The following is an 18,380-nucleotide window of genomic DNA, read 5'->3' as shown; positions in this document are numbered from 1 at the left end:
GGAGAAAAGCCCGGCGATCGCCGACGCCGCCGTGATTGACAGCCCCCTGGTGCGTCACAACCCGCGAGCAGCATTCCTATGATGGGCGCACGACACTGCGGACCGCCCGTCGACCAGGGGTTCTCCCGCTCGTTTCGCCGGGGTTCCCCCGCACCGGGCAGGGGAAGGGGTCCGACCGGTGCACGCCAGGCGCGAAGGTGGAGGGGTCGATGACTCAGGGGGCCGGTCAGGGACCCGCGGTAGGGGCCACGGCGGGGGTTTCGCCCGCACCCACGCACGGCATGCCTTCCGCGCCCCCGCACGGATCGCCGGAGCCCCCGCACGCCTCCCCCACGCACCTGTACTCCTCCCCCGCCGCCCTGCGCGCCTCGGTCCCGACGGACCTCCCGCCCGAGTACACCCCGACCGAGCGCGATCTCCCGGTCATCGGCCGCGAGGGCACGGACGACGGAGCGACCCTCGCCCTCAGCCCCGTCGCCGGGACCGAGACGGACGGCACCGCCGCTGCCGAGGGCGGCCCGGGACGGCTCTACGTCGTGGGCGACGTCCACGGCTACCTCGACGAGCTGCGCGAGGCGCTGCGCGCCCAGGGCCTGATCGACGCCGAGGACCACTGGGCCGCGGGCACCACCCGGCTCTGGTTCCTCGGCGACTTCACCGACCGCGGCCCCGACGGCGTCGGCGTCATCGACCTCGTCATGCGGCTGTCGGCCGAGGCCGCGGCGGCCGGCGGCTACTGCAAGGCCCTGATGGGCAATCACGAGCTGCTGATCATCGGCGCCAAGCGGTTCGGCGACACCCCCGTCAACTCGGGGGCGGGCACCGCCTCCTTCCAGGCCGCCTGGCTGCTCAACGGTGGCCAGCGCACCGACATGGAGCGCCTCGAGGACCACCACCTGCAGTGGATGTCGCGGCTCGACGCCGTCGCCGAGGAGGACGGGCATCTGCTCGTGCACTCCGACACCACCGCCTACCTCGAGTACGGCGACTCGATCGAGGCCGTCAACGACAAGGTCACCGAGATCCTGCAGCGCAACGACGCCGACGAGTGCTGGGACCTCTTCCGCAAGTTCACCAAGCGCTTCGCCTTCCGCGACGACGAGGCCGGACCGCACGCCGTGCACGAGCTGCTGTCGCGGTACGGCGGACGGCGCATCGTCCACGGCCACAGCCCCATCCCGTACCTCCTGGGCGAGGTCGGCTCGGAGGACGCCGAGGACGACGAGGGACCCGACGTACAGGGGCCGCATGTGTACGCCGACGGGCTCGCGATCGCCATGGACGGCGGCGTGACGATGGCCGGAAAGCTGCTGGTCGTCCAACTTCCCCTGGCTGACTGAGGAATATCGGGGCAGGCGTACGGGCAGGTGGATGCGCCCTCGGCTCGGGCATTTTCCGGAAACACCCTGTCACCCCGCGCCGGAAGCGCTCTACCATCGGCGTATCCGTAGCAGGCTCTCCTCCGTTTCCGCCCAACTGCCCGGTGAGAGCCGGCATGCAGGCCTACGGAGCATCGGGGGATGCACATGAACAGCGCTCCGCATCTGCTTCCCGAGGACCGCCCGGAGTTCGAGCGGATCCTCGGTGAGGCGCTGCGCACGGCGAATCAGCGGCCGGATCTGGCCGCAATCGGCCGGCGGCTCAACATCGAGCAGCTGCGCACCATGGCGCTGGCCGCCTCCGCCGCCATCTCCGCCTGCGCCGCCGCCGAGTACCAGCAGTACGTCAAACTCCGCGACGAGCTGCGGGACCCACCGCCCGCGACCTCGTCCCGTACGGAGTCCCAGGGCGGCATCGGGCAGGGCGGCAGAGGTGGGATGGGGCTGGCCGCGGTCGCGGGCGGGACGGCGGAGGCCCCGGGCGCGGGCCTGCTGGCCATCTTCTCGGTGCTCGCCCCGGTGCTGGCCGGCACCGCCGCCGTGATCTTCCTGCTGATCGGCTACCTGCTGCACGCCGTCGCCCCGGACGAGCCCGCCGCGGGACCGCTCATCAACGCGGGCTGGGTTTTCGTGGCCCTGACCGCCGCGGGCATCGTCATAGCCATGGCCGGGCTGCTGCTCACCGCTCTGCGCAACGGCTCGAGCTCGGTGCGCGCGTCGGCGCGGGACGAGCGCTCCGTGGAGCTCGACCGGGCCAGAGATGCATGGCGGCTGGCGCTGCTGGAGCGCGGCGTGCTGCCCTTCCTCCGCGAGGCGCTGGCCGACCCCGCGGCCCCGGCCAAGCGAAGCGGGGAGGGCAGGTACGGGGGCGAGGGCGCGTACGGCGGTGACCCGGACCTGCAGGGCCGTACGCCCCAACTGGGCTATTCGCGCCCGGGCTTCAGCACGGAGGGCGGCCCCGAGGAGGAGACCTCGCAGCGCCCGTCCTTCAAGAGCCCCGGCTACACGAGCCCGGACTACGGCGGCCCTGAGCATGAGCCGACATGACCGGCCGCGAACCGATGTGGCGGGCCCCGCGCACACCGAGTGCGGTGACGCGTACCCGGCGCGTCTGTTCGTGACCGGATTCATATGGCAGTCTCGTTCCGTCGCCCCCTCACGACCGAAGCGAACGCCGACGTGCCGTCTCTCCCTCTCACGCTGGCCGCCCGCCTGCTGCCGGTTGCCGTACTCGCCACCGCAGGCTGGGCCATGACGTCGCGCCCTGCCGCGGACTCCGGCTCCGAGCCGGCCGGCGCCCCGAACCCGGCGCGCAGCGCGGCCGTCGCCCCGGCGATCGCCAAGCCGCCCGCCCCCTGCCCCGCCATCCCCGCAGAGACGGTGAAGGAACTCGTCCCGGGCGCGAAGACGGCAGGCGCGGAGCTCGATACCGCCGACCCCAAGCGCCGTACGGGCTGCTCCTGGCACGCGCTGGAGGGATTCGATTACCGCTGGCTCGACGTGACCTTCGAGACCACCCCGGCCGACCAGGCGGCCCGCTCGGCCTACGCCGACCGGAAGCAGCCCACGGCCGCGCCCGGCCTCGGCGACGAGGCGTCCGTCGGCACGAAGCTCACCAAGGAGGACGGCCAGCAGACCCGCGAGGCCGTCGTGGTCGTACGCAAGGCCAACGCACTGGTCACGGTGACCTACAACGGCAGCGACTTCGACAGCAAGAAGGCGCCGGGCGCGGACGCGATGAGCAAGGGCGCACTCGCCGCCGCCAAGAACGCCCTCGCCGCGCTCGACGACTGAGCGCGCCCCGACGACTGAGCGGGCCCGGAGCACGGCTCACCACCGCGGCCCCGGACCCCGCTCGCGCCGCGCTCAGTCCGCGATCGGCAGGTACACGCGGTTGCCCGCCGCCGCGAACTCCTCCGACTTCTGCCGCATCCCGGCCTCGGCGTCCGCCTCCATCTCGTCCATCGCGCCGCCGTGCTCGCGCCGGATGTCGTGCGAGATCTTCATGCTGTAGAGCATCAATAGATGATGCACATCCGCTACCGTGGTCGTACCGGATGACCACCGGACAGGGGAGGGCTCCAGATGGAGAAGCGGGAAGAGGTCGTCAGCAGGCTGCGCGGAGTGCCCGAGGGTCTGCCCTCGGTCGAGGAGGTCCGGGCGATGCTCGCGGCAGACCCCGACCTGAAGTGCGTTGTCTGCTACGCGCGGATCTCCTTCGACGGGCGGGTGAAGGACGCCCACGGCATCGAAGACCAACACCGCGACATGACCGAGACCGCCGACAAGTTCCGGTGGCTGGTCGTGTACCGCTACACGGACAACGACAAGAGCGCGTCCAAGGAGACCGTCGTACGAGACGACTTCGAGCAGCTGCTCGCGGACCTCACCACGGGCACCACGCCCGAGGGCTATCCGATCCACGGCGTCATGGCCGTCAACGACGACCGCCTTTACCGTCGCCCGAGCGATTGGGAGCGCTACCTGAAGGCGTTCACCTCCCACGAGGGTCGCGTCTATCACGACTCAAACGGGGTGCAGGATCTCTACGCCGAAGGGTTCGAGATCAAGGGTCTGGTCGGAGTCGCCATGTCGCTCAGCGAGACACGCAAGAAGCAGCGCCGATCGCGGAATAGCCACCGCAGCAGGGCGATTCGCGGCCAGTCGGTGTCAGCGTGGCGCCCCTTCGGTTGGGACGACGACATGACCGCCCTTCGCCCCAAAGAGGCTGAGGCGATCCGCAAGGCAGTGCATGACGTACTCGCCGGAGCCTCCATCTCGGAGATCACCAAGAGGTGGAAGGAAGCCGGATTCATCACCAGCCGTGGCAATTCCTTCCAATACCAGACGGTTAAGCAAGTCCTCATGAATGCCCGACTCTGTGGCTACCGGGAGATCAAGGGTGAGCTGGTCCGCGATGGCGACGATCAGCCGATCGTCGGAGAGTGGGAGCCGATCATCACTCCCAAGGAGTGGTACGCCGTGACAGCCAAGATCCGCGAACGCGGGCGCGGAAGCGGTTTGCCCCGTGGAGGCCTGGTTCACAAGTACCTGCTGACCGGCATCCTCCGATGCGGCAACGTGCTGGAGGGCGGGACCGTGTGCAACCACAAGATGATCGGGATCAAGGCGAACGACTGGCTCAAGTACGAGCACGCTTACATGTGCAAGAAGACCGTGGACGGTGGCTGCAACAAGACCTACAAGCGCGGCGACAAGACGGACAAGTACATCGAAAGGCTGGTGGTTGCCAAACTCAAGGCAGAGGCCGAGGCAGCCCAGCGCGACGTACCCGACTGGGACAAGGGCGACGTCCTGGAACGCGCGATCCAGAGCCGTAAAGCGCTGGAGAAGCGATGGCAGGACGGCGACGTGGATGACGAGACGTTCTTTCGGAACCTCCCGGCCCTCGAAGCACGAATCAAAGATCTACGTGCTGACCAGGCGCAGCACCTGGCGAGGAAAGCCGAAGCCGAGGCTGCTCGGGAGGACATCGCGAAGTCTTGGAAGTCGAAGACCCTCACCCAGCGACGTGAACTGATCAAGAAGGCCGTTCACGCAATCGTCGCCCTCCCCGGAGGCAAGGGGAACAAGGCGTTCGATGTCGACCTGCTCAAGCCGGTGTGGCGGTCCGCCGAGTGAGCGTCATCCCCAATATCTGACCCATGCTGCGCAGTTGATCGTTCGAGAGCGGGGGAGACTCCCGTACGTGCCGCTCGATCCAGGCCCGCACGGCAGCCTCCTCCGCTTTCTCCCGCTCGCTTGTGGGTCCGCTCGTCTCATCGCGGCTCATCGTGTGGCATCACCCGCCGCGCCGAGAGCCTCACGCGCGATCTCCCTGTTGCGGGCGAGATCATCCGCGATGCCAGCGGCGATGAGTGCCGCGCCGGGTGTGTGGCCAGAACCGACGTAGCGCCAGTGCGCCTCCGTGACGGTGTCGAGGCCATGAGCGGGTACTGCTCCGGCGCGTTCATGCGCCGCGCGGTCTGCTCGCAGTGCCGTGTACGTGGTGGAGTAGGCGCGGGATTTGGTGAGGATGTGGCCGCGGTATCCGAGGCTGTGGGCCCAGGCGTGCAGATGCAGCGGCTCCAGTTCGGGGAGGTTGCCGAGGCGCCAGCAGGCGTGCATGAGGGTGCGGACGTGTGGGGATACGGGTGCGTGGTTGATGGCGTCCGCGGTGGTGATGCGGTGGTCGGTGCCGCCGGCGGATCCGGCAGCACCCGCGCCCTTGGTGACGTACTTGGCCACGTACGCGGCTACCGCTTCGTCGGCCAGCGCGTCAGGGCCCCCGAAGGCCCGCAGCGGCCGGACGGCGAACTGCGTGCCCCAGGTCAGTTCATGTTCGCCCAGAGCTCCGCTGTAGGGGGTACGCAGGCACACGGCCCCCGCAGCGGTGGCTATCGCGTCGGCAAGCAGCTCCGTACCGATCCAGGCCGGGGGTTCGTCGAGCGGGCCGCGCGCGCCGTCGAGGCGGATCACGGCGTGCACGTGGACGGCCGCGCGGCGCTGGTACTCGGCGACCTTGGCGTAGGAGATGCGCACTGCTCGGCGCAGGCCGGTGCGGGTGCGTCCGGTGCGTGCGGCGAGGTGGTTGTAGAGGTTGTCGGTGAAGGCTTTCCACAGTCGTCCGGCGTGTGCGTGCCAGAGGACGTGTCCGGTGTAGTCGTAGCAGTCGGGGCACAGCGGCTGGCCGACGAGCGGGTCAGCCTCGCTGTGGTCGGCCGGGCAGCCGAGCGGGCGGCCGTGTTCGCAGAAACCAGCCGCTCGCCGGGGCGGCAGAGTTCACCGTCCGCGGCGTGGTGCACGGGCCCGAACGACGGCGCGGTCAGGGTGACGAACAGCCGAGGGCGTTCCCGGACGTGGTCGGGGACGCTCTTGCCGCCGATGAGTCCGGCACGGACGAGGTGGTAGGTGTCGCCTGCGTGGAGGCGTGAGCAGGCCCGGCACACGGTGGCTCGGCGGTTACGGCAGCGGACCAGGAGCCGTTCCCCGGGTTCGGCCGCAGTGTCGTAGTGGTGCAGCACGGCGCCGGTTGCGGTGTCGTAGACGGTCGTGGAGCCGGTGAGGTGGATCGGGTGGGCGCAGCCGCCGGTGGCGGTAATCTGCTCCAGCCAGCGGCCGAACCGCGGATCGGTGGCCTGGCGTATCAGATCCTGATCAGCTTCGGAGAGATGGCGCAGGCGCGCCGCGCGGTCGAGCACGGCGCGCCTGTCAGCCGAGGGCATCTCGGCGGTAATGGTGGGGACCTCCCAGGGTGGGCCGCCGTAGCGGCACGGGTGGATGGGGTTGGGTGGTGTGCATCCATGGCGATCGCTCCTTGCGGGTCGGTCGGTCGTGCGGTTAGTCAGCGGATGGTTCCCTTGCCCCGGCAGCAGCGGCAGCGCCGCTTACGTCCGTTGCGGGTGATGCGGTAGCGCTCTCCCTTGCAGATGGGGCAGCGCACACGGCGCATGGGCATGAAGGTGCGGCTCCTCCCGTCGTCGCTTAGGTGTGGGTGAAGCCGGAGAGGACCCAGTTCACGACGCCGACTACGGCCCAGCCGATCGGCGTGAGCGCGGTGTAGAAGCCGAACAGGCCGATCAGTACGGCTTCCCACGCCTTCACATCGCGGGAGCGGACCAGGAGGACGGTGATGATCCCGAAGACCACCACCAGCGGCATTGCAGCCGACGCACTCACCCCCGCTCACCTCCCGTCGGCGCCTCCAGGGCGCGGGCCACGCCGAGGAGTTCGGGCGTGATCTCCCGGTACTCCTCGGCGATCTGCCGGGCCTCTTCGGTGGTGGTCAGGTGGGAGCGGGCATGGCCCCAGCCGCCGTCAGCAGCCGTGCACACCGCCACGCCCTTCTCCTCCGGGGTGATCGATTGAGCCACGACCACGGCATCCTTGTTCAGGTCCCCCAGGGCCATCTCTGCCGTTCCGGGGTCGTTGACGCGGTGGCAGATCCGGCCCGAAAGCTGGGCGCGCAGCGCGGTAACGCCCGGCCCCAGATCGGAGCCGACTCGCTGCCCGGCGACCACCAGATGCACCCCCAGCGCTGCACCGAGCTGGGCCAGGCGCAGCAGAGAGGTGGAGCACCGCTCGGCCTCCACCCGTCCCTCTCGGGTGCCATCCGAGAGATACAGCTCGGCCAGCTCGTCGACTAGGACTACGATCGGGACCGGCCGGGCCTTCTCGGGAAGTTCCCAGATCGATCGGGCCCGGGCGGCGCGGCAGGCGTGCATGCGTGCCTGCACCTCGACCACCAGCGCGCCCAGCACCGCCACCGCCTCCCGGCGTGAGGTGGTCAGCGCCGACAGGCGTGCGCCGAACAGTCCGAGTTCCATGCCGCCCTTGCAGTCGATCCCCACCAGCGCCACCGGCTGCGGCGCCAACTCGGCCACCAAGCGCGCGAGCAGCGTGGACTTGCCGGACTGAGTAGCACCGACGATCAGCCAGTGCGGCACCTGACGCAGGTTGATCACCCACGCCCCACCGGACTCCAACACCCCCACCAGCGCGGACAGGAGCGCGGCCGGAGCCGTAGCGAGCCCCGGACGCTGAAGCGGATCACCGGCGGTGGCGGTCAGCCGCACCACGCCGCGTTCCGGCGAGGTAACCCGTACGGCGCGCACCCGCCAGGCGTGCGCAAGGGCGTCGGCCGCCGCGATGAACGGCGCCGGGGTCTGCCCCGGGTGCAACCGCACCACCAGCGACAGCCCGTTGCGGGTCGCGCGGGGGAAGGAGATCCGCGGCGCGTGAGGCCGCAGCGCCTCACCCTTCACGGCCAGGGTGCCGAGCACAGCCCGGGTGGGCTGCGGCGTCACCGACAGGTCGTTGAGCCGCGCGACCTTGCGCCAGGTGGCCAGCACCCGCACCGCGGTGACCGGGTAGCCGGTGAGGATCCAGAACCACGCCGGATGCTTCTGCCGCAGCGCGGAGCCTGCCACCAGGAGCCAGGCCAGCGCGGCGAGAACGAACGCGAGCACGATGGAGCCCATCAGGCACCACCCGCCTTCCCGCCACCGGCCGAGGATGACGGCGCCGGGACGGGGGCGATAGCCGCGGCACGGAAGCTGATCCCATGCCGGTCACCCATCGCCCAGGAGAACGCCTCCAGGCCAGTCACTCGGACGGGCATGCCTTCTTCGACGCCCTTGGGCTCGCCGGTCACCGAGATCTCGATGACGGAGACCCGGCGTCCGTCCTGCCGCACGGTCACGGCGACGGTGTAGATCGTGTTGCCGTCCCGGTCCTTCTTGACCTCCTTGCTCTCGAAGTCCGCGATCTTCGGCTCCGGCTTGACCACGCACATCAGCGCGCCCAGCCGGGATGTGTCCACAGGTATGGACTGCATGTGTTGTCGGCCTCCCCTGGCCATCCAGACGACTTAAGCGGTCGTCACTCGTCCTTACGAGTGATGACTATGCGTCTCCAGCGCCGGGAGAGTCAAGCACTTATGCTGACGAGTGACGTGAAGGAGACCGACGACACACAGGAGACCCACGCATGGGAGAGATCCAGCGGCCCGGAGCGCTGTACCAGCAGGTCGCCGCCGCCATCCGCGACGCCATCACCGCAGGTGAGTTCCCGCCCGGCAGCCCGCTCCCCTCTGAGACCCAGCTCATCGACCGCTACAAGGTCTCCCGCCCCACCGTCCGCAACGCCATCGCCGCCCTCCGCTCAGAAGGACTGATCGAAGTCCGCCACGGCAAGGGCTCGTTCGTCCGCGCCACGACCGCACCCGCCGTGACCATCGAGCGGAACATCACCCGCAACGGCTCCGGCCGGTACATCACCCACACCGGCACCGTCTGGGACCACGAACAGGAACCGGCCGTCTACCGCACCAAGACCACCCCGGTCACCGGGCCGCTCCTCCAACTCCCCGAGGGTGAAGCACTCTTCGGCTGCGACCGGCTGATGATCGACCCGGTCACCGGGACCCGGCTGCTGCATCGCACTCTGATCCCGTTCGCCACTGCCGAAGGCACCCCGCTGGCCGACGCGCCCGACACCGAACCCGCAGAGATCTACGCCCTGCTCACCAAGGTGGGGCACAAGCTGTCGTGGTCGGAAACCGTCCGCGCCCGGATGCCCCTCCCCGACGAGCGCACCGCCCTGGAGCTCCCCGACGCCACACCGGTTGTTCACACATTGCGGATCACCCAGGGCGCCGAGGACGCTCCCCTGATCCTCGAAGAGCTACGGGCCAGCGGCGACCGTGCCCAGCTCTCCTACCGCATCACTGCTGATCCCCCGCGACGTTTGCGCAGCGTCAAGAACGCGTAGTCGGCGAATACGGCTCCCTATCCCCGTCTCAAGGAGAGGTGCGCGCGTTCGCCATCACCGCGTGCGAACTGTCGCTCCAGAGCCCCGACGTTCCTCCACGTCGCTGTCCGCATGCGTAAGGCGTGAGCTGGGACAGTGCAGACACCGGCTGAACGGCAACAGGACATTAGCTGAGAAACCCCAGCGCCCCGGGGCGAGAGTCAGCAACGCCCGACAGGGATGCAGCCCGCTGCGTCCAGGCGCAGGCTGGTGGTATGGGTCAGCGTCGCCCCGAGGCTGCAGCCCGATGGCTCGAGACACCTGCGGATGAAGATCAGGGCGATCTGGTCGAGAAACGCCCCGGTGGGCCGGGTCCGGATCTCCGGGAGTCGCCTGGGGAGCGGCGGGTACCCGCGCGTGTTGGTAGCCATGATGCGCCCTATGGAGGAGGCACTGATGAGTGAATCCCCGAACGAAAACACCGGGTCTGCGCAGCAGGCCGGGCAGGTGGCCAAGCAGGAAGCCTCGGCCACGGCGGGCCAGGCCAAGGTAGCGGCCGGTGAGGTGGCTGGCACGGCCAAGGAACAGGCGCAGGCGGTGACGGAACAGGCCAGTGAGCAGGTCCGCACCGTGGTGGTCGATCTGCGTGAGCGCGCTGGCGATGAGGTGCAGTCGCAGGCGCAGAAGGCCGCCGGCAACCTGCGCCAGTGGGCGGATGATCTCGCTGATATGGCCGAGAAGGCCCGTCCCGACTCCCCGGCGCGGAGCATGATCGCTCAGGCCGCTGATGGGGGCCGCCGTGCCGCGAACACTTTGGAGCAGCGAGGAGTGGGGGGCCTGGTCGAGGACGTCGAGACGTTTGCGCGCCGCAAGCCCGGAACCTTCCTCGCTGGAGCGGCGCTGGCCGGGTTCGTGGTCGGCCGCCTGGCTAAAGCGGGGAGGAAGGCTGGCCAGTCCGATTCGGGCGGGCAGCCGGGTTACGGGGAACCGGAAGGGCCGCGTTACCGGGAGGTGAGCTGAAGGATGACTGACCTGTCCACGTCACCGCCCCGTAGTCGGGCACGCGGGCGCCCCGGCCACAAGGACCAGTCGGTTGGTGAGCTGATGTCCGAAGTGGTGGGGGATGTAGAGACGTTGTTCCGCCAGGAGGTGGAGCTGGCGAAGGCCGAGATCCGCGAGGAGGCCACCAAAGCGGGCAAGGCGGCCGGGATGTTCGGCGGGGCCGGTTTCGGCGGCTACATGGTCGCCCTCTTCGGTTCCCTGGCCGCGGTGTTCGGTCTGGCCAACGTCGTGGACTGGGGGTGGGCCGCACTGATCATCACCGGTGTTTGGGCGGTGATCGCGGCCGTGCTGTTCGTCAGGGGCCGGGCCAAGATGCGCAAGGTCTCTCCCAAGCCCGAACAGACCTTGGAGACGCTGAAGGAGGATGCGCAGTGGGCACGTCACCCGACCGCATAAGGTCCCAGATCGATACCACTCGTGAGGAGCTTTCCCGCGACGTGGAACGGCTGGCCGAGCGCACCAGCCCCCGCCGTGTGGCCCGTCGGCGTACCGAGCGGGTGCGGGGCAAGGTGTCCGGGATCCGGGAACGGGTCATGGGCAGTGCGCCCGACGGCGCGCAGCAGCGTGCAGGCCAGGTCCAGGACCGAGTCCAGGAGCGGACCCGGCAGACCGCGCAGTCGGTGCAGGAGAGCGCGGGGCAGGCCACCGACAAGCTGAGTGCCGCCGCCGAGCAGACGGGCGAAGCGGTGAAGTCGGCGCCGCAGCAGGCGATGCGTCAAACCGAAGGAAATCCCCTGGCGGCCGGTCTGATCGCTTTCGGCGCCGGTCTACTGGCCTCTTCCGTGCTCCCGAGCTCACAGGTCGAGGAGCAAGCGGTGAGCCAGCTGACCGAGCGGGCCGGCGACCTCGCCGAGCCGGTGAAGGACGCGGCCGTGGAATCGGCTCAGCGGTTGAAGGAGGACGCCACGCAGTCCGCGCAAGAGGCGGCCCAGCAGGTCAAGGAAACCGCCACCGGCGCCGCGCAGGAAACCGGCCAGCAGGCACGCGAGCGGGCCGATCAGGTCAAGGACCAGGCCCGCGAATCCGGGCAGAACGTGGCTGGCGAGGCACGCGGGCAAACTTCCGGTCCTGCCCAGCCCTGAACGGCCGCAGGGGCCGCCGCACGGGCTGAGTTCCTCCAGCACCCGGCCGTGCGGCGGTGCGGACGGCATGAGCCGAGTGTGGTGGCCCAGTCCTTCCTGGAGGCGGTAAGCCATGGCGCGAGACAAAGATCAGCACAGCGGCGCGTCCGGCACCGGGCCCGACGCGCAGCCCCCGGCCGAGAAACCGACGGACCTGTCCAAGCAGTCCTGGGTGGGAGTGCTCAAACGCACGGTGAAGGAGTTCAAGGGAGACAACCTCACCGACTGGGCGGCTGCCCTGACCTACTACGGAGTGTTGTCGATCTTCCCGGCCCTGCTGGCCCTGGTATCGATCCTCGGGCTGCTGGGCACGGACACCATCAGGCCGTTGATCGACAACCTGGGCAGTATCGCCCCGGGAGCGGCCCGCGACATCCTCACCAGCAGCCTGGAGCAGCTCGAGGGCAACCAGGGCCGAGCAAGCATCGCGCTGATCATCGGCATCGTGGTGGCCCTGTGGTCGGCCTCCGGATACATCGCGGCCTTCATGCGGGCCTCCAACGCGGTCTATGACGTCGGCGAGGGTCGGCCGGTATGGAAGACTCTGCCCACCCGGCTCGCCATCACCATCGTCGTGGTGGTGCTGCTGGCCGCCATCGCGGTGGGCGTGGTGTTCACCGGCACCCTGGCCGAGAGGACCGGGAAGATTCTGGGGCTCGGCGATACGGCCGTCACGGTGTGGAACATCGCCAAATGGCCCGTGATGATCATCCTGTTCATGCTGATCATCGCGCTGCTGTACTGGGCGTCCCCGAACGTCAAGCGCCCCTTCCGCTGGGTCAGCCCCGGCAGCATCATCGCTGTGCTCATCTGGATCATCGCCTCCGCTCTGTTCGCCCTGTACGTGGCGAACTTCAGCAGCTACGACAAGACCTACGGCAGCATGGCAGCGGTCATCATCTTCCTGATCTGGATGTGGGTCTCCAACATCGCCATCCTGCTCGGGCTGGAGTTCAACGCTGAACTCGAACGCGGACGCGCCATCGAAACCGGCCACCCACCGGGCGAAGAGCCCTACGTAGAGCCACGCGACACCCGCAAACTCTGACCCAGTACACCGCCCCCGCTTCCCCGCCCAGAAGCGCAAGTGGCGCCGGGCGCCGGTTGCACCACTCGGCGTGCCGATGGATGCCACGGGATGCGGGCCTGGGGCGGGACACACCAGTGAGCCGGGCGAAGCGGAGGTGCCATGCTCGATGATGCACACCGCTGGGAGCGGCAGCAGGTTCGCCGGATCGCTTCATGGGATTCGCCATGGGTCCGGCATGGGCTGCCTGTCGTGGAATCCGCAGCCGAGCGCACCAGACTATGGTGGGGCGCTGCGGCGCTGATGGCCTCCCTCGGGGGACCGGCCGGTCGCACCGCCGCTGTGAGGGGACTGGTCAGCATGGGGGTGGCGGAACTGTTGTCCAACACGGTCGCCAAGCAGCTCGTCCGCCGTCGCAGGCCGCCTGCCCACCTGCTCCACCACGCCAACGTCCAGCGCAGACCGGCCAGCTCGTCCTTCCCCTCCGGGCACACCGCCGCAGCCACAGCCTTCGCCACCGCGGTCGCCCGCCACTCCCCTTGGTGGGGAGCCGCCGTCGCCGTACCAGCCACGATGGTCGCCGTGGAACGCCTCCACACCGGGGCCCACTACCCAAGCGACGTCACTGCCGGAACAGCCATCGGCCTGGCCAGCACCTGGCTGACCCACCACACACATTGGCTCTCCGCCTCCCTCCGGTCCAATCTTCCTTCACGTCGGTGCCCGCCTGCGTAAGGCGTGAGCTGGGACAGTGCAGACACTGGCTGAGGAGTCCCAGCGAACCGGAGCCAGAGTTAGCAGCCCTTATCGCACAGCACGATCACGCCGTTATCGGCATACTCACCGGCGCCGCATTCATCCTCGGCACGTACGTCGGCTGATCCGCCCGGACGAGGCGCCTCCCATGCGCAGTGCCTACCGCACGGGTCCCGATCGAGCCGCCCGCCCACGGTCCACGCACTCAGGAATCGGCGGACTGTCGAAACCTGGCTTTACTTACTCAAGGGCGCGCCTGCGGCGCGCCGGGCGGCTGGGCCGCCCCGGCCGGGCATGCGGCCTGGCGGCCGGTCCCGTCCGGGCGCCCACCGCCCACACACCCAGCGGCGAGCTCAGAGCAGCGACGAGAGCGACGTTCCGCCTGTCTGTGGCGTAGCCGTTATGGCTGGTGGTCGACGGCCTACGAGACTTTAGGCAGCCACCATGGGGCGAGCCTCTAAGATCGGGGGCCCAGATCAGGCACTTGCGGGCAGGCGAGGAGCCAGCCCGATCCGCGGGCCAGCGTAAGGGCCCCCGATCTCTCGCCCCATGGCAGCTCCCGCCCAAAGTCTCTCCGGCCGGCGACGTGCCCACAGCGCGCCATCGGGCACCGCGGGTCCCATGGTCAGCTGGCCCTACGCCAGGCCGACGCATCACGTACCAGTGCCGCCACGTCCCGCACCGTAGCCGCGGACAGCCTCAGTTGGACCACCCCCGAACCGTCCGCAGCAACCTCGGCGCGTGCCTGCGCGCCTGTCGCCTCGATGCCCGCGACCCTCAAGACGTCCACCAGCTCCGCGGCCGCGTCCTTGGCCTCCCGCCAGCCCGCAACGTAGTCCACACCGCGCACCCACAGCACAGCGCCAGGGTCCAGCTCTTCGCTCTCGAAATCCCGCTTCCTTGGGTCGTCCACCCTTCAAGTCCCTTCCCGGTGTGGGTAGCTGATCTCTGAACTTGCCCGGTCGCATCGCATCAGCGAACGCGTCCGCCCCGGTACCATTCGGCACCGGGGTTCCCTGTGGACTCCCGCCGGACCACCCCGCGCTTACCAGGGCTCAGGGGTGGTCCGGTCTCATATGCGCTTGTCTGCGACCCTGACCCGAATCGGTCGCCATGGGTTCGTACATGGGCGGCCGGGCCCTCCGCATCTCGGGGGTATCTCCGGAGAGCCGGACCGCTTCGACAACGTTGACGGTCCGTTGCCGCCCCCTACACGCCACACCGGTAGACGGAGTGCCCCCAGCGGTGCCCCACCCACCTGGTCGCGTGATCCCGGGGAGTTGGAAGGGCGAGGGCTACCGCTGATGTCGACCGCGGTGGCCCCGCCCAGCTCTATGGCGGACACAACCTCAGCCGCGCCTCGCGATGCCTTGTGATCGCCTGATACAGGCCGTACCGGCTGACGCCGAAGCGATCCGCGATCTCCTCATGCGGCACCCCTTGATCCCGCAGCCTGGCGTACTCGGCCAGCTGCTCCGCGCTCACTGCGACGTTGTGCAGCCGTACCCGCACCCCGTGCGCCTCCAGCAGCCACAGAGCCCGCGCACGCGAGAGCCCATACCGGCCCGCAACCCAGAGCCTCTCGCCGCCGCTCACTGGACGTTCACCATCTGCGCGCGGAAGAACGAGGTGGTGATGCCTCGGAAGCCCGTATGCCCCGTACTGCCCGCATGCCGCAGACACCAGGTCTCCGGGCCTTCCTTCTTATCCGCCGCCCCGGACGACTCACCACACGTCGTGCACTCAGACTCAAAGATCGGCCCACTACCCGACAGGTCCGCACTCAGCGACCAGTCAGCGAACCGGATCACCGACCTGGCCGCCATCACCGGGCCCCCCGACGACCACGCCGTCCACCGCGATCTACGGTCAGGGCATCCGCCGCTTTCACCCGCAGCGCGGGCCCGGACTTGAAGACCAGCACCACCGCAGGACCGTCCGAAGCGCGCCGGTCCGACCGAACCGCCTTCACTTCGCGCCACTGGCCCCGCACACTTACCTGATCGCCCCTGCGCACGCCCAGTGCGCGGGCACGACCCCGATCACGAGCCATCCCAATCACCATCTCCGCTACTCGTCGTCAACACGGCCCACACCGACTTGCCGACCCCGACCCGCTCACTCACGCCCCAGCGGTTTGCCAGAGCTGCCACCAGCGCCAGGCCCCGCCCGTGCTCCGCGTCTGCGTCGGGTGCCTGCTTCTCGGGCCACATGTCGGCCGCGTCGTGCACCTCAATGCGGACGCCGTCGCCTTCTCGCAGGTAGCGGGTCTCGATCTCCCGCCCGGACGACACACGCGCATGCTGCACGGCGTTGGTCACCAGTTCCGACACAGCCACGAGGGCCGCGTCCTCGATTTCGATCAGGCCCCAACCAGCCAGCGCTTCACGTAGCTGGGCCCGCGCCAGGCCAACAGTGCGAGGGTGACGAGACCAACGTCGGATCACTGCTGCACTGTCCGTCTCCACTCGGTGCAGCCGAGGCACTGGCGCTGTGGATGGGCGATCAACATGTCCAACGTTGCTCTTCACGTCGTCTACCTCAGGTCCCGTTGTCGGCGAACCGGCTGTGTAATTCATGCTGACGACGTGCCAAGCCCCCGACTTTCACACTCCAGTGAAAGCCGGGGGCGAGAGGTGAAAGGGGCTACAGCCCTACCCAGGCGGCCAGATGATCAAGAGTGTCCGGCGTACGTCGGGACAGGTGGACGAGACCTCTGATCGTTTCGCGAGCGCCAGAGTGATACCGAGTCTGCTGCGGCGCCAACCTGCGTGCAGTCACGACGGACTTCAAGGCCGCTTCGGATCGCCCAGCCTCCATCTGGGCGCGCGCCTGGTCGATGTGGAAGTGGGCGGCGCGGGACAATGCCCAGTCCTTCGGGATCCGCACGTCTGCCGCGTGCCGCAACGCTTCGCCGTACTGCCGCATTTCGACGTTGGCGGACACGGCATGTACTGCCACGTTGGTCGGCCCGAAGGACAGCCAGTGCACGTCCGTTGCCTCACCAACGCGATCGGCGTAGGACCGAGCCTCGGCGAGATGCGTGGTCACGGCGTTCTGGTCGCGAGCGCGGGCGGCGATGATGGAGGCCCCGAGGTGGAGCTGTCCCGTTACGGCATGCCGCTCCCTCGTCTGCGGCGACTGCTCCAACAGCCCCTGCCCGGACGAGATGAGTCGTTGCCCGATCGTGTACTCGCCTTCCCGGAAGTAGACGAGCGCGCGCATGTACTGGCGCACTGCCGACAACAGTGGATCGGAGGCGCGCGATGCCGCCCAGTCCATACGGTCCAACGCCACCGTCGACAGGTCGTAGTACCCGAGCTTCACGGCCACGTCGTGTGCCGTGCGGTACGTACTCGACAGCGCCGCCCACAGCTCGGACGAGGGCGTGCGATGCGCGGCTGTAGTGATCTCAGCCATCGTTCCGGGAAGATCACGAGCAGCGTCGTGGAGCTTCGTAGCCCGGACCTGTTGGCACAGACGCTGGGCGGCAGCGACGAGTTCGGGAGCCGGACGAGGGGAAATCTGCGGATCTGCACCCAGGTCATAGAGATCAAGGGCCTCACGGATCGGCCGTATCAACTCTGCCAATCGATCCTGCTGGAGCTCTGTCACATACGGCTGACCCGTCAGCGCGGTGACGTCGATGCAGAGCGCTTGCGCGACGGTGGCCACCAGGTCCGGGCTGGCCGGCTTGTGTCCGGACTCAACCTGCGTGAGCAGGCTGTAGGAGTACGGGATCTTTTGAGCCAACCCGCGCTGCGTCAGTCCGGCTCGCTTCCGATGATGTGCGATCCGGGCGCCCGTATGATCGTCGCCGGGGAAGGGCATCCATCGCTCCGTTCCGTGACTCGCTCACAGGAACGCTACCCGTTGGGCCGAAGCCGAGAACGACGAACGACGATCTGCCCGGCGCCGAGCACAGTTGCGGGCAGCAGGCGCGGCAGGGTGGACTGCGGCCATGACCGCGAATCGTGTCCTGTATCTCCTGGGCAGTGCCGCCCCACCGGTACTCAACATCGGGAACGTCATCGAACGCGCCCACGCCGCGGGCTGGGATGTCTGCCTAGGGCTCACTCCCACGGCTGCGCGCTGGCTTGACGATCAACTGCCCGCCTTGGAGAACCTGACCGGACGCCCCGTGCGTAGTCAGTACAAGCTCCCCCAAGAACCGGACGTCTGGCCCCCCGCAGATGTCGCCGTTGTGGCACCCGCCACGTTCAACACGATCAATCAATGGGCGCTAGGGATCACTGAGAAGTTCATCGTCGGGTTCGTGGCCGAGGGCATCGGCAAGGGAATCCCCATGGTGACGATGCCGTGCGTCAACGCCGCCTACGTCCAGCACACACAGTTCGCGACGAGCATTGCGACCCTGCGGGCAATGGGCGTGCACGTGCTGTACGGAGAGGGCGGGTTCGTTCCCAACGAGCCAGGCAAGGGGCGACCGGAAGCGTATCCGTGGCATCTTGCCTTGGACGCAGCCCAGTCAGCCCTCACTTAGCGCTCCCGGTCGGGAGCAGACTTCCCTACGCGACGGGGCGGGCTCCGGGCCCCCGGAGTGCTGGAGACTGATCCACCAGTCTGAGAGAGGCCCGACGCAAGCCAGGGCCTCTCTCAGCGTTCAAGGCGAGTCAGTCAGCCAGCGGCAAGTAGATGCGGTTGCCCGTCTCCGCGAACTCCTTGGACTTCTCCAGCATTCCCGCCTCGATCTCCTCATCCGTAGCCGGTCCGGCCACGTCGGGGGCGAACTGCTCTGTGATGCTTCTGCTGATTTTCATGCTG

At 68.7% G+C, this 18,380-nt stretch carries 19 protein-coding genes and 2 pseudogenes; 11 read left to right on the top strand and 10 right to left on the bottom strand.

What is annotated here, in order from left to right; all coding sequences use genetic code 11:
• The first annotated feature begins 209 nt into the window (after positions 1 to 209).
• The 3 genes from ACTWQC_RS15530 (at position 210) to ACTWQC_RS15520 (ending at position 3,173) form a co-directional block, all read left to right on the top strand.
• Positions 210 to 1,340 carry a metallophosphoesterase gene (locus ACTWQC_RS15530; RefSeq protein ID WP_443316263.1) on the top strand — a complete coding sequence of 377 codons (1,131 nt, stop codon included), beginning with the start codon at positions 210 to 212 and terminating at the stop codon, positions 1,338 to 1,340.
• Positions 1,341 to 1,520: 180 nt separating this feature from the next.
• Positions 1,521 to 2,426, top strand: a complete 906-nt coding sequence (locus ACTWQC_RS15525; protein WP_443316262.1) for a hypothetical protein — start codon at positions 1,521 to 1,523, stop codon at positions 2,424 to 2,426.
• Between the two features lie 132 nt (positions 2,427 to 2,558).
• Positions 2,559 to 3,173, top strand: a complete 615-nt coding sequence (locus tag ACTWQC_RS15520; protein WP_443316261.1) for a hypothetical protein — start codon at positions 2,559 to 2,561, stop codon at positions 3,171 to 3,173.
• Positions 3,174 to 3,245: 72 nt separating this feature from the next.
• On the opposite strand, the pseudogene ACTWQC_RS15515 reads toward ACTWQC_RS15520, so the two are convergent.
• Positions 3,246 to 3,389: pseudogene (locus ACTWQC_RS15515) on the bottom strand (thiamine biosynthesis protein ThiC); the annotation flags it as partial.
• Between the two features lie 75 nt (positions 3,390 to 3,464).
• Here ACTWQC_RS15515 and ACTWQC_RS15510 point away from each other — a divergent pair.
• Positions 3,465 to 5,021, top strand: coding sequence for a recombinase family protein (locus ACTWQC_RS15510; RefSeq protein WP_443316260.1), 1,557 nt, complete (start codon positions 3,465 to 3,467; stop codon positions 5,019 to 5,021).
• A 147-nt stretch (positions 5,022 to 5,168) separates the two neighbouring features.
• Here ACTWQC_RS15510 and ACTWQC_RS15505 read toward each other — a convergent pair.
• From ACTWQC_RS15505 to ACTWQC_RS15490, 4 genes and pseudogenes are all read right to left on the bottom strand, one after another.
• Positions 5,169 to 6,604: pseudogene (locus ACTWQC_RS15505) on the bottom strand (replication initiator).
• Between the two features lie 259 nt (positions 6,605 to 6,863).
• The gene (locus ACTWQC_RS15500) at positions 6,864 to 7,058 is read right to left on the bottom strand and encodes a hypothetical protein (protein ID WP_443314036.1); all 195 of its coding nucleotides are present in this window, start codon (positions 7,056 to 7,058) and stop codon (positions 6,864 to 6,866) included.
• Entirely contained in the window at positions 7,055 to 8,359 is a 1,305-nt protein-coding gene (locus ACTWQC_RS15495) for an FtsK/SpoIIIE domain-containing protein (RefSeq protein WP_443316259.1), read from the bottom strand. The genes ACTWQC_RS15500 and ACTWQC_RS15495 overlap by 4 nt, the downstream gene beginning before the upstream one ends.
• Positions 8,359 to 8,715, bottom strand: a complete 357-nt coding sequence (locus tag ACTWQC_RS15490) for an SCO3933 family regulatory protein (RefSeq protein WP_443316258.1) — start codon at positions 8,713 to 8,715, stop codon at positions 8,359 to 8,361. The genes ACTWQC_RS15495 and ACTWQC_RS15490 overlap by 1 nt, the downstream gene beginning before the upstream one ends.
• Before the next feature lie 152 nt (positions 8,716 to 8,867).
• Here ACTWQC_RS15490 and ACTWQC_RS15485 point away from each other — a divergent pair, with 152 nt between their 5' ends.
• The 6 genes from ACTWQC_RS15485 (at position 8,868) to ACTWQC_RS15460 (ending at position 13,574) form a co-directional block, all read left to right on the top strand.
• Entirely contained in the window at positions 8,868 to 9,650 is a 783-nt protein-coding gene (locus tag ACTWQC_RS15485; protein WP_443316257.1) for a GntR family transcriptional regulator, read from the top strand.
• 420 nt (positions 9,651 to 10,070) lie between these two features.
• On the top strand, positions 10,071 to 10,649 hold the full coding sequence (locus tag ACTWQC_RS15480; protein ID WP_443316256.1) for a hypothetical protein: 579 nt from the start codon (positions 10,071 to 10,073) through the stop codon (positions 10,647 to 10,649).
• 84 nt (positions 10,650 to 10,733) lie between these two features.
• Positions 10,734 to 11,087 (top strand): phage holin family protein, encoded by a 354-nt coding sequence (locus tag ACTWQC_RS15475; protein ID WP_443316255.1) that lies wholly within the window; start codon positions 10,734 to 10,736, stop codon positions 11,085 to 11,087.
• A 41-nt stretch (positions 11,088 to 11,128) separates the two neighbouring features.
• A complete protein-coding gene (locus ACTWQC_RS15470; RefSeq protein WP_443316254.1) occupies positions 11,129 to 11,773 on the top strand; it encodes a DUF3618 domain-containing protein in 645 nt (214 codons plus the stop codon).
• A gap of 112 nt (positions 11,774 to 11,885) precedes the next feature.
• Complete coding sequence (locus ACTWQC_RS15465) at positions 11,886 to 12,860, top strand: YihY/virulence factor BrkB family protein (protein WP_443316253.1); 975 nt, start codon at positions 11,886 to 11,888, stop codon at positions 12,858 to 12,860.
• 141 nt (positions 12,861 to 13,001) lie between these two features.
• Positions 13,002 to 13,574: a phosphatase PAP2 family protein gene (locus ACTWQC_RS15460; RefSeq protein ID WP_443316252.1), complete on the top strand. Its 573-nt coding sequence runs from the start codon at positions 13,002 to 13,004 to the stop codon at positions 13,572 to 13,574.
• Between the two features lie 646 nt (positions 13,575 to 14,220).
• On the opposite strand, the gene ACTWQC_RS15455 is transcribed toward ACTWQC_RS15460, so the two are convergent.
• The 5 genes from ACTWQC_RS15455 to ACTWQC_RS15435 form a co-directional block, all read right to left on the bottom strand.
• Positions 14,221 to 14,508 (bottom strand): hypothetical protein, encoded by a 288-nt coding sequence (locus tag ACTWQC_RS15455; RefSeq protein ID WP_443316251.1) that lies wholly within the window; start codon positions 14,506 to 14,508, stop codon positions 14,221 to 14,223.
• 419 nt (positions 14,509 to 14,927) lie between these two features.
• On the bottom strand, positions 14,928 to 15,191 hold the full coding sequence (locus tag ACTWQC_RS15450) for a hypothetical protein (RefSeq protein WP_443316250.1): 264 nt from the start codon (positions 15,189 to 15,191) through the stop codon (positions 14,928 to 14,930).
• The gene (locus ACTWQC_RS15445; protein WP_443316249.1) at positions 15,188 to 15,421 is read right to left on the bottom strand and encodes a DUF7848 domain-containing protein; all 234 of its coding nucleotides are present in this window, start codon (positions 15,419 to 15,421) and stop codon (positions 15,188 to 15,190) included. The genes ACTWQC_RS15450 and ACTWQC_RS15445 overlap by 4 nt, the downstream gene beginning before the upstream one ends.
• A 216-nt stretch (positions 15,422 to 15,637) precedes the next feature.
• The gene (locus ACTWQC_RS15440) at positions 15,638 to 16,063 is read right to left on the bottom strand and encodes an ATP-binding protein (RefSeq protein ID WP_443316248.1); all 426 of its coding nucleotides are present in this window, start codon (positions 16,061 to 16,063) and stop codon (positions 15,638 to 15,640) included.
• A 178-nt stretch (positions 16,064 to 16,241) separates the two neighbouring features.
• Positions 16,242 to 17,426 carry a helix-turn-helix domain-containing protein gene (locus tag ACTWQC_RS15435; protein WP_443316247.1) on the bottom strand — a complete coding sequence of 395 codons (1,185 nt, stop codon included), beginning with the start codon at positions 17,424 to 17,426 and terminating at the stop codon, positions 16,242 to 16,244.
• 130 nt (positions 17,427 to 17,556) lie between these two features.
• On the opposite strand from ACTWQC_RS15435, the gene ACTWQC_RS15430 reads away from it, so the two are divergent.
• Positions 17,557 to 18,099 carry a flavoprotein gene (locus ACTWQC_RS15430; protein WP_443316246.1) on the top strand — a complete coding sequence of 181 codons (543 nt, stop codon included), beginning with the start codon at positions 17,557 to 17,559 and terminating at the stop codon, positions 18,097 to 18,099.
• Positions 18,100 to 18,380 lie beyond the last annotated feature (281 nt).

This window comes from Streptomyces sp. 8N616 (assembly GCF_052246385.1).
Classification (GTDB): domain Bacteria; phylum Actinomycetota; class Actinomycetes; order Streptomycetales; family Streptomycetaceae; genus Streptomyces.
This window is presented reverse-complemented; position numbering and strand designations above follow the sequence as displayed.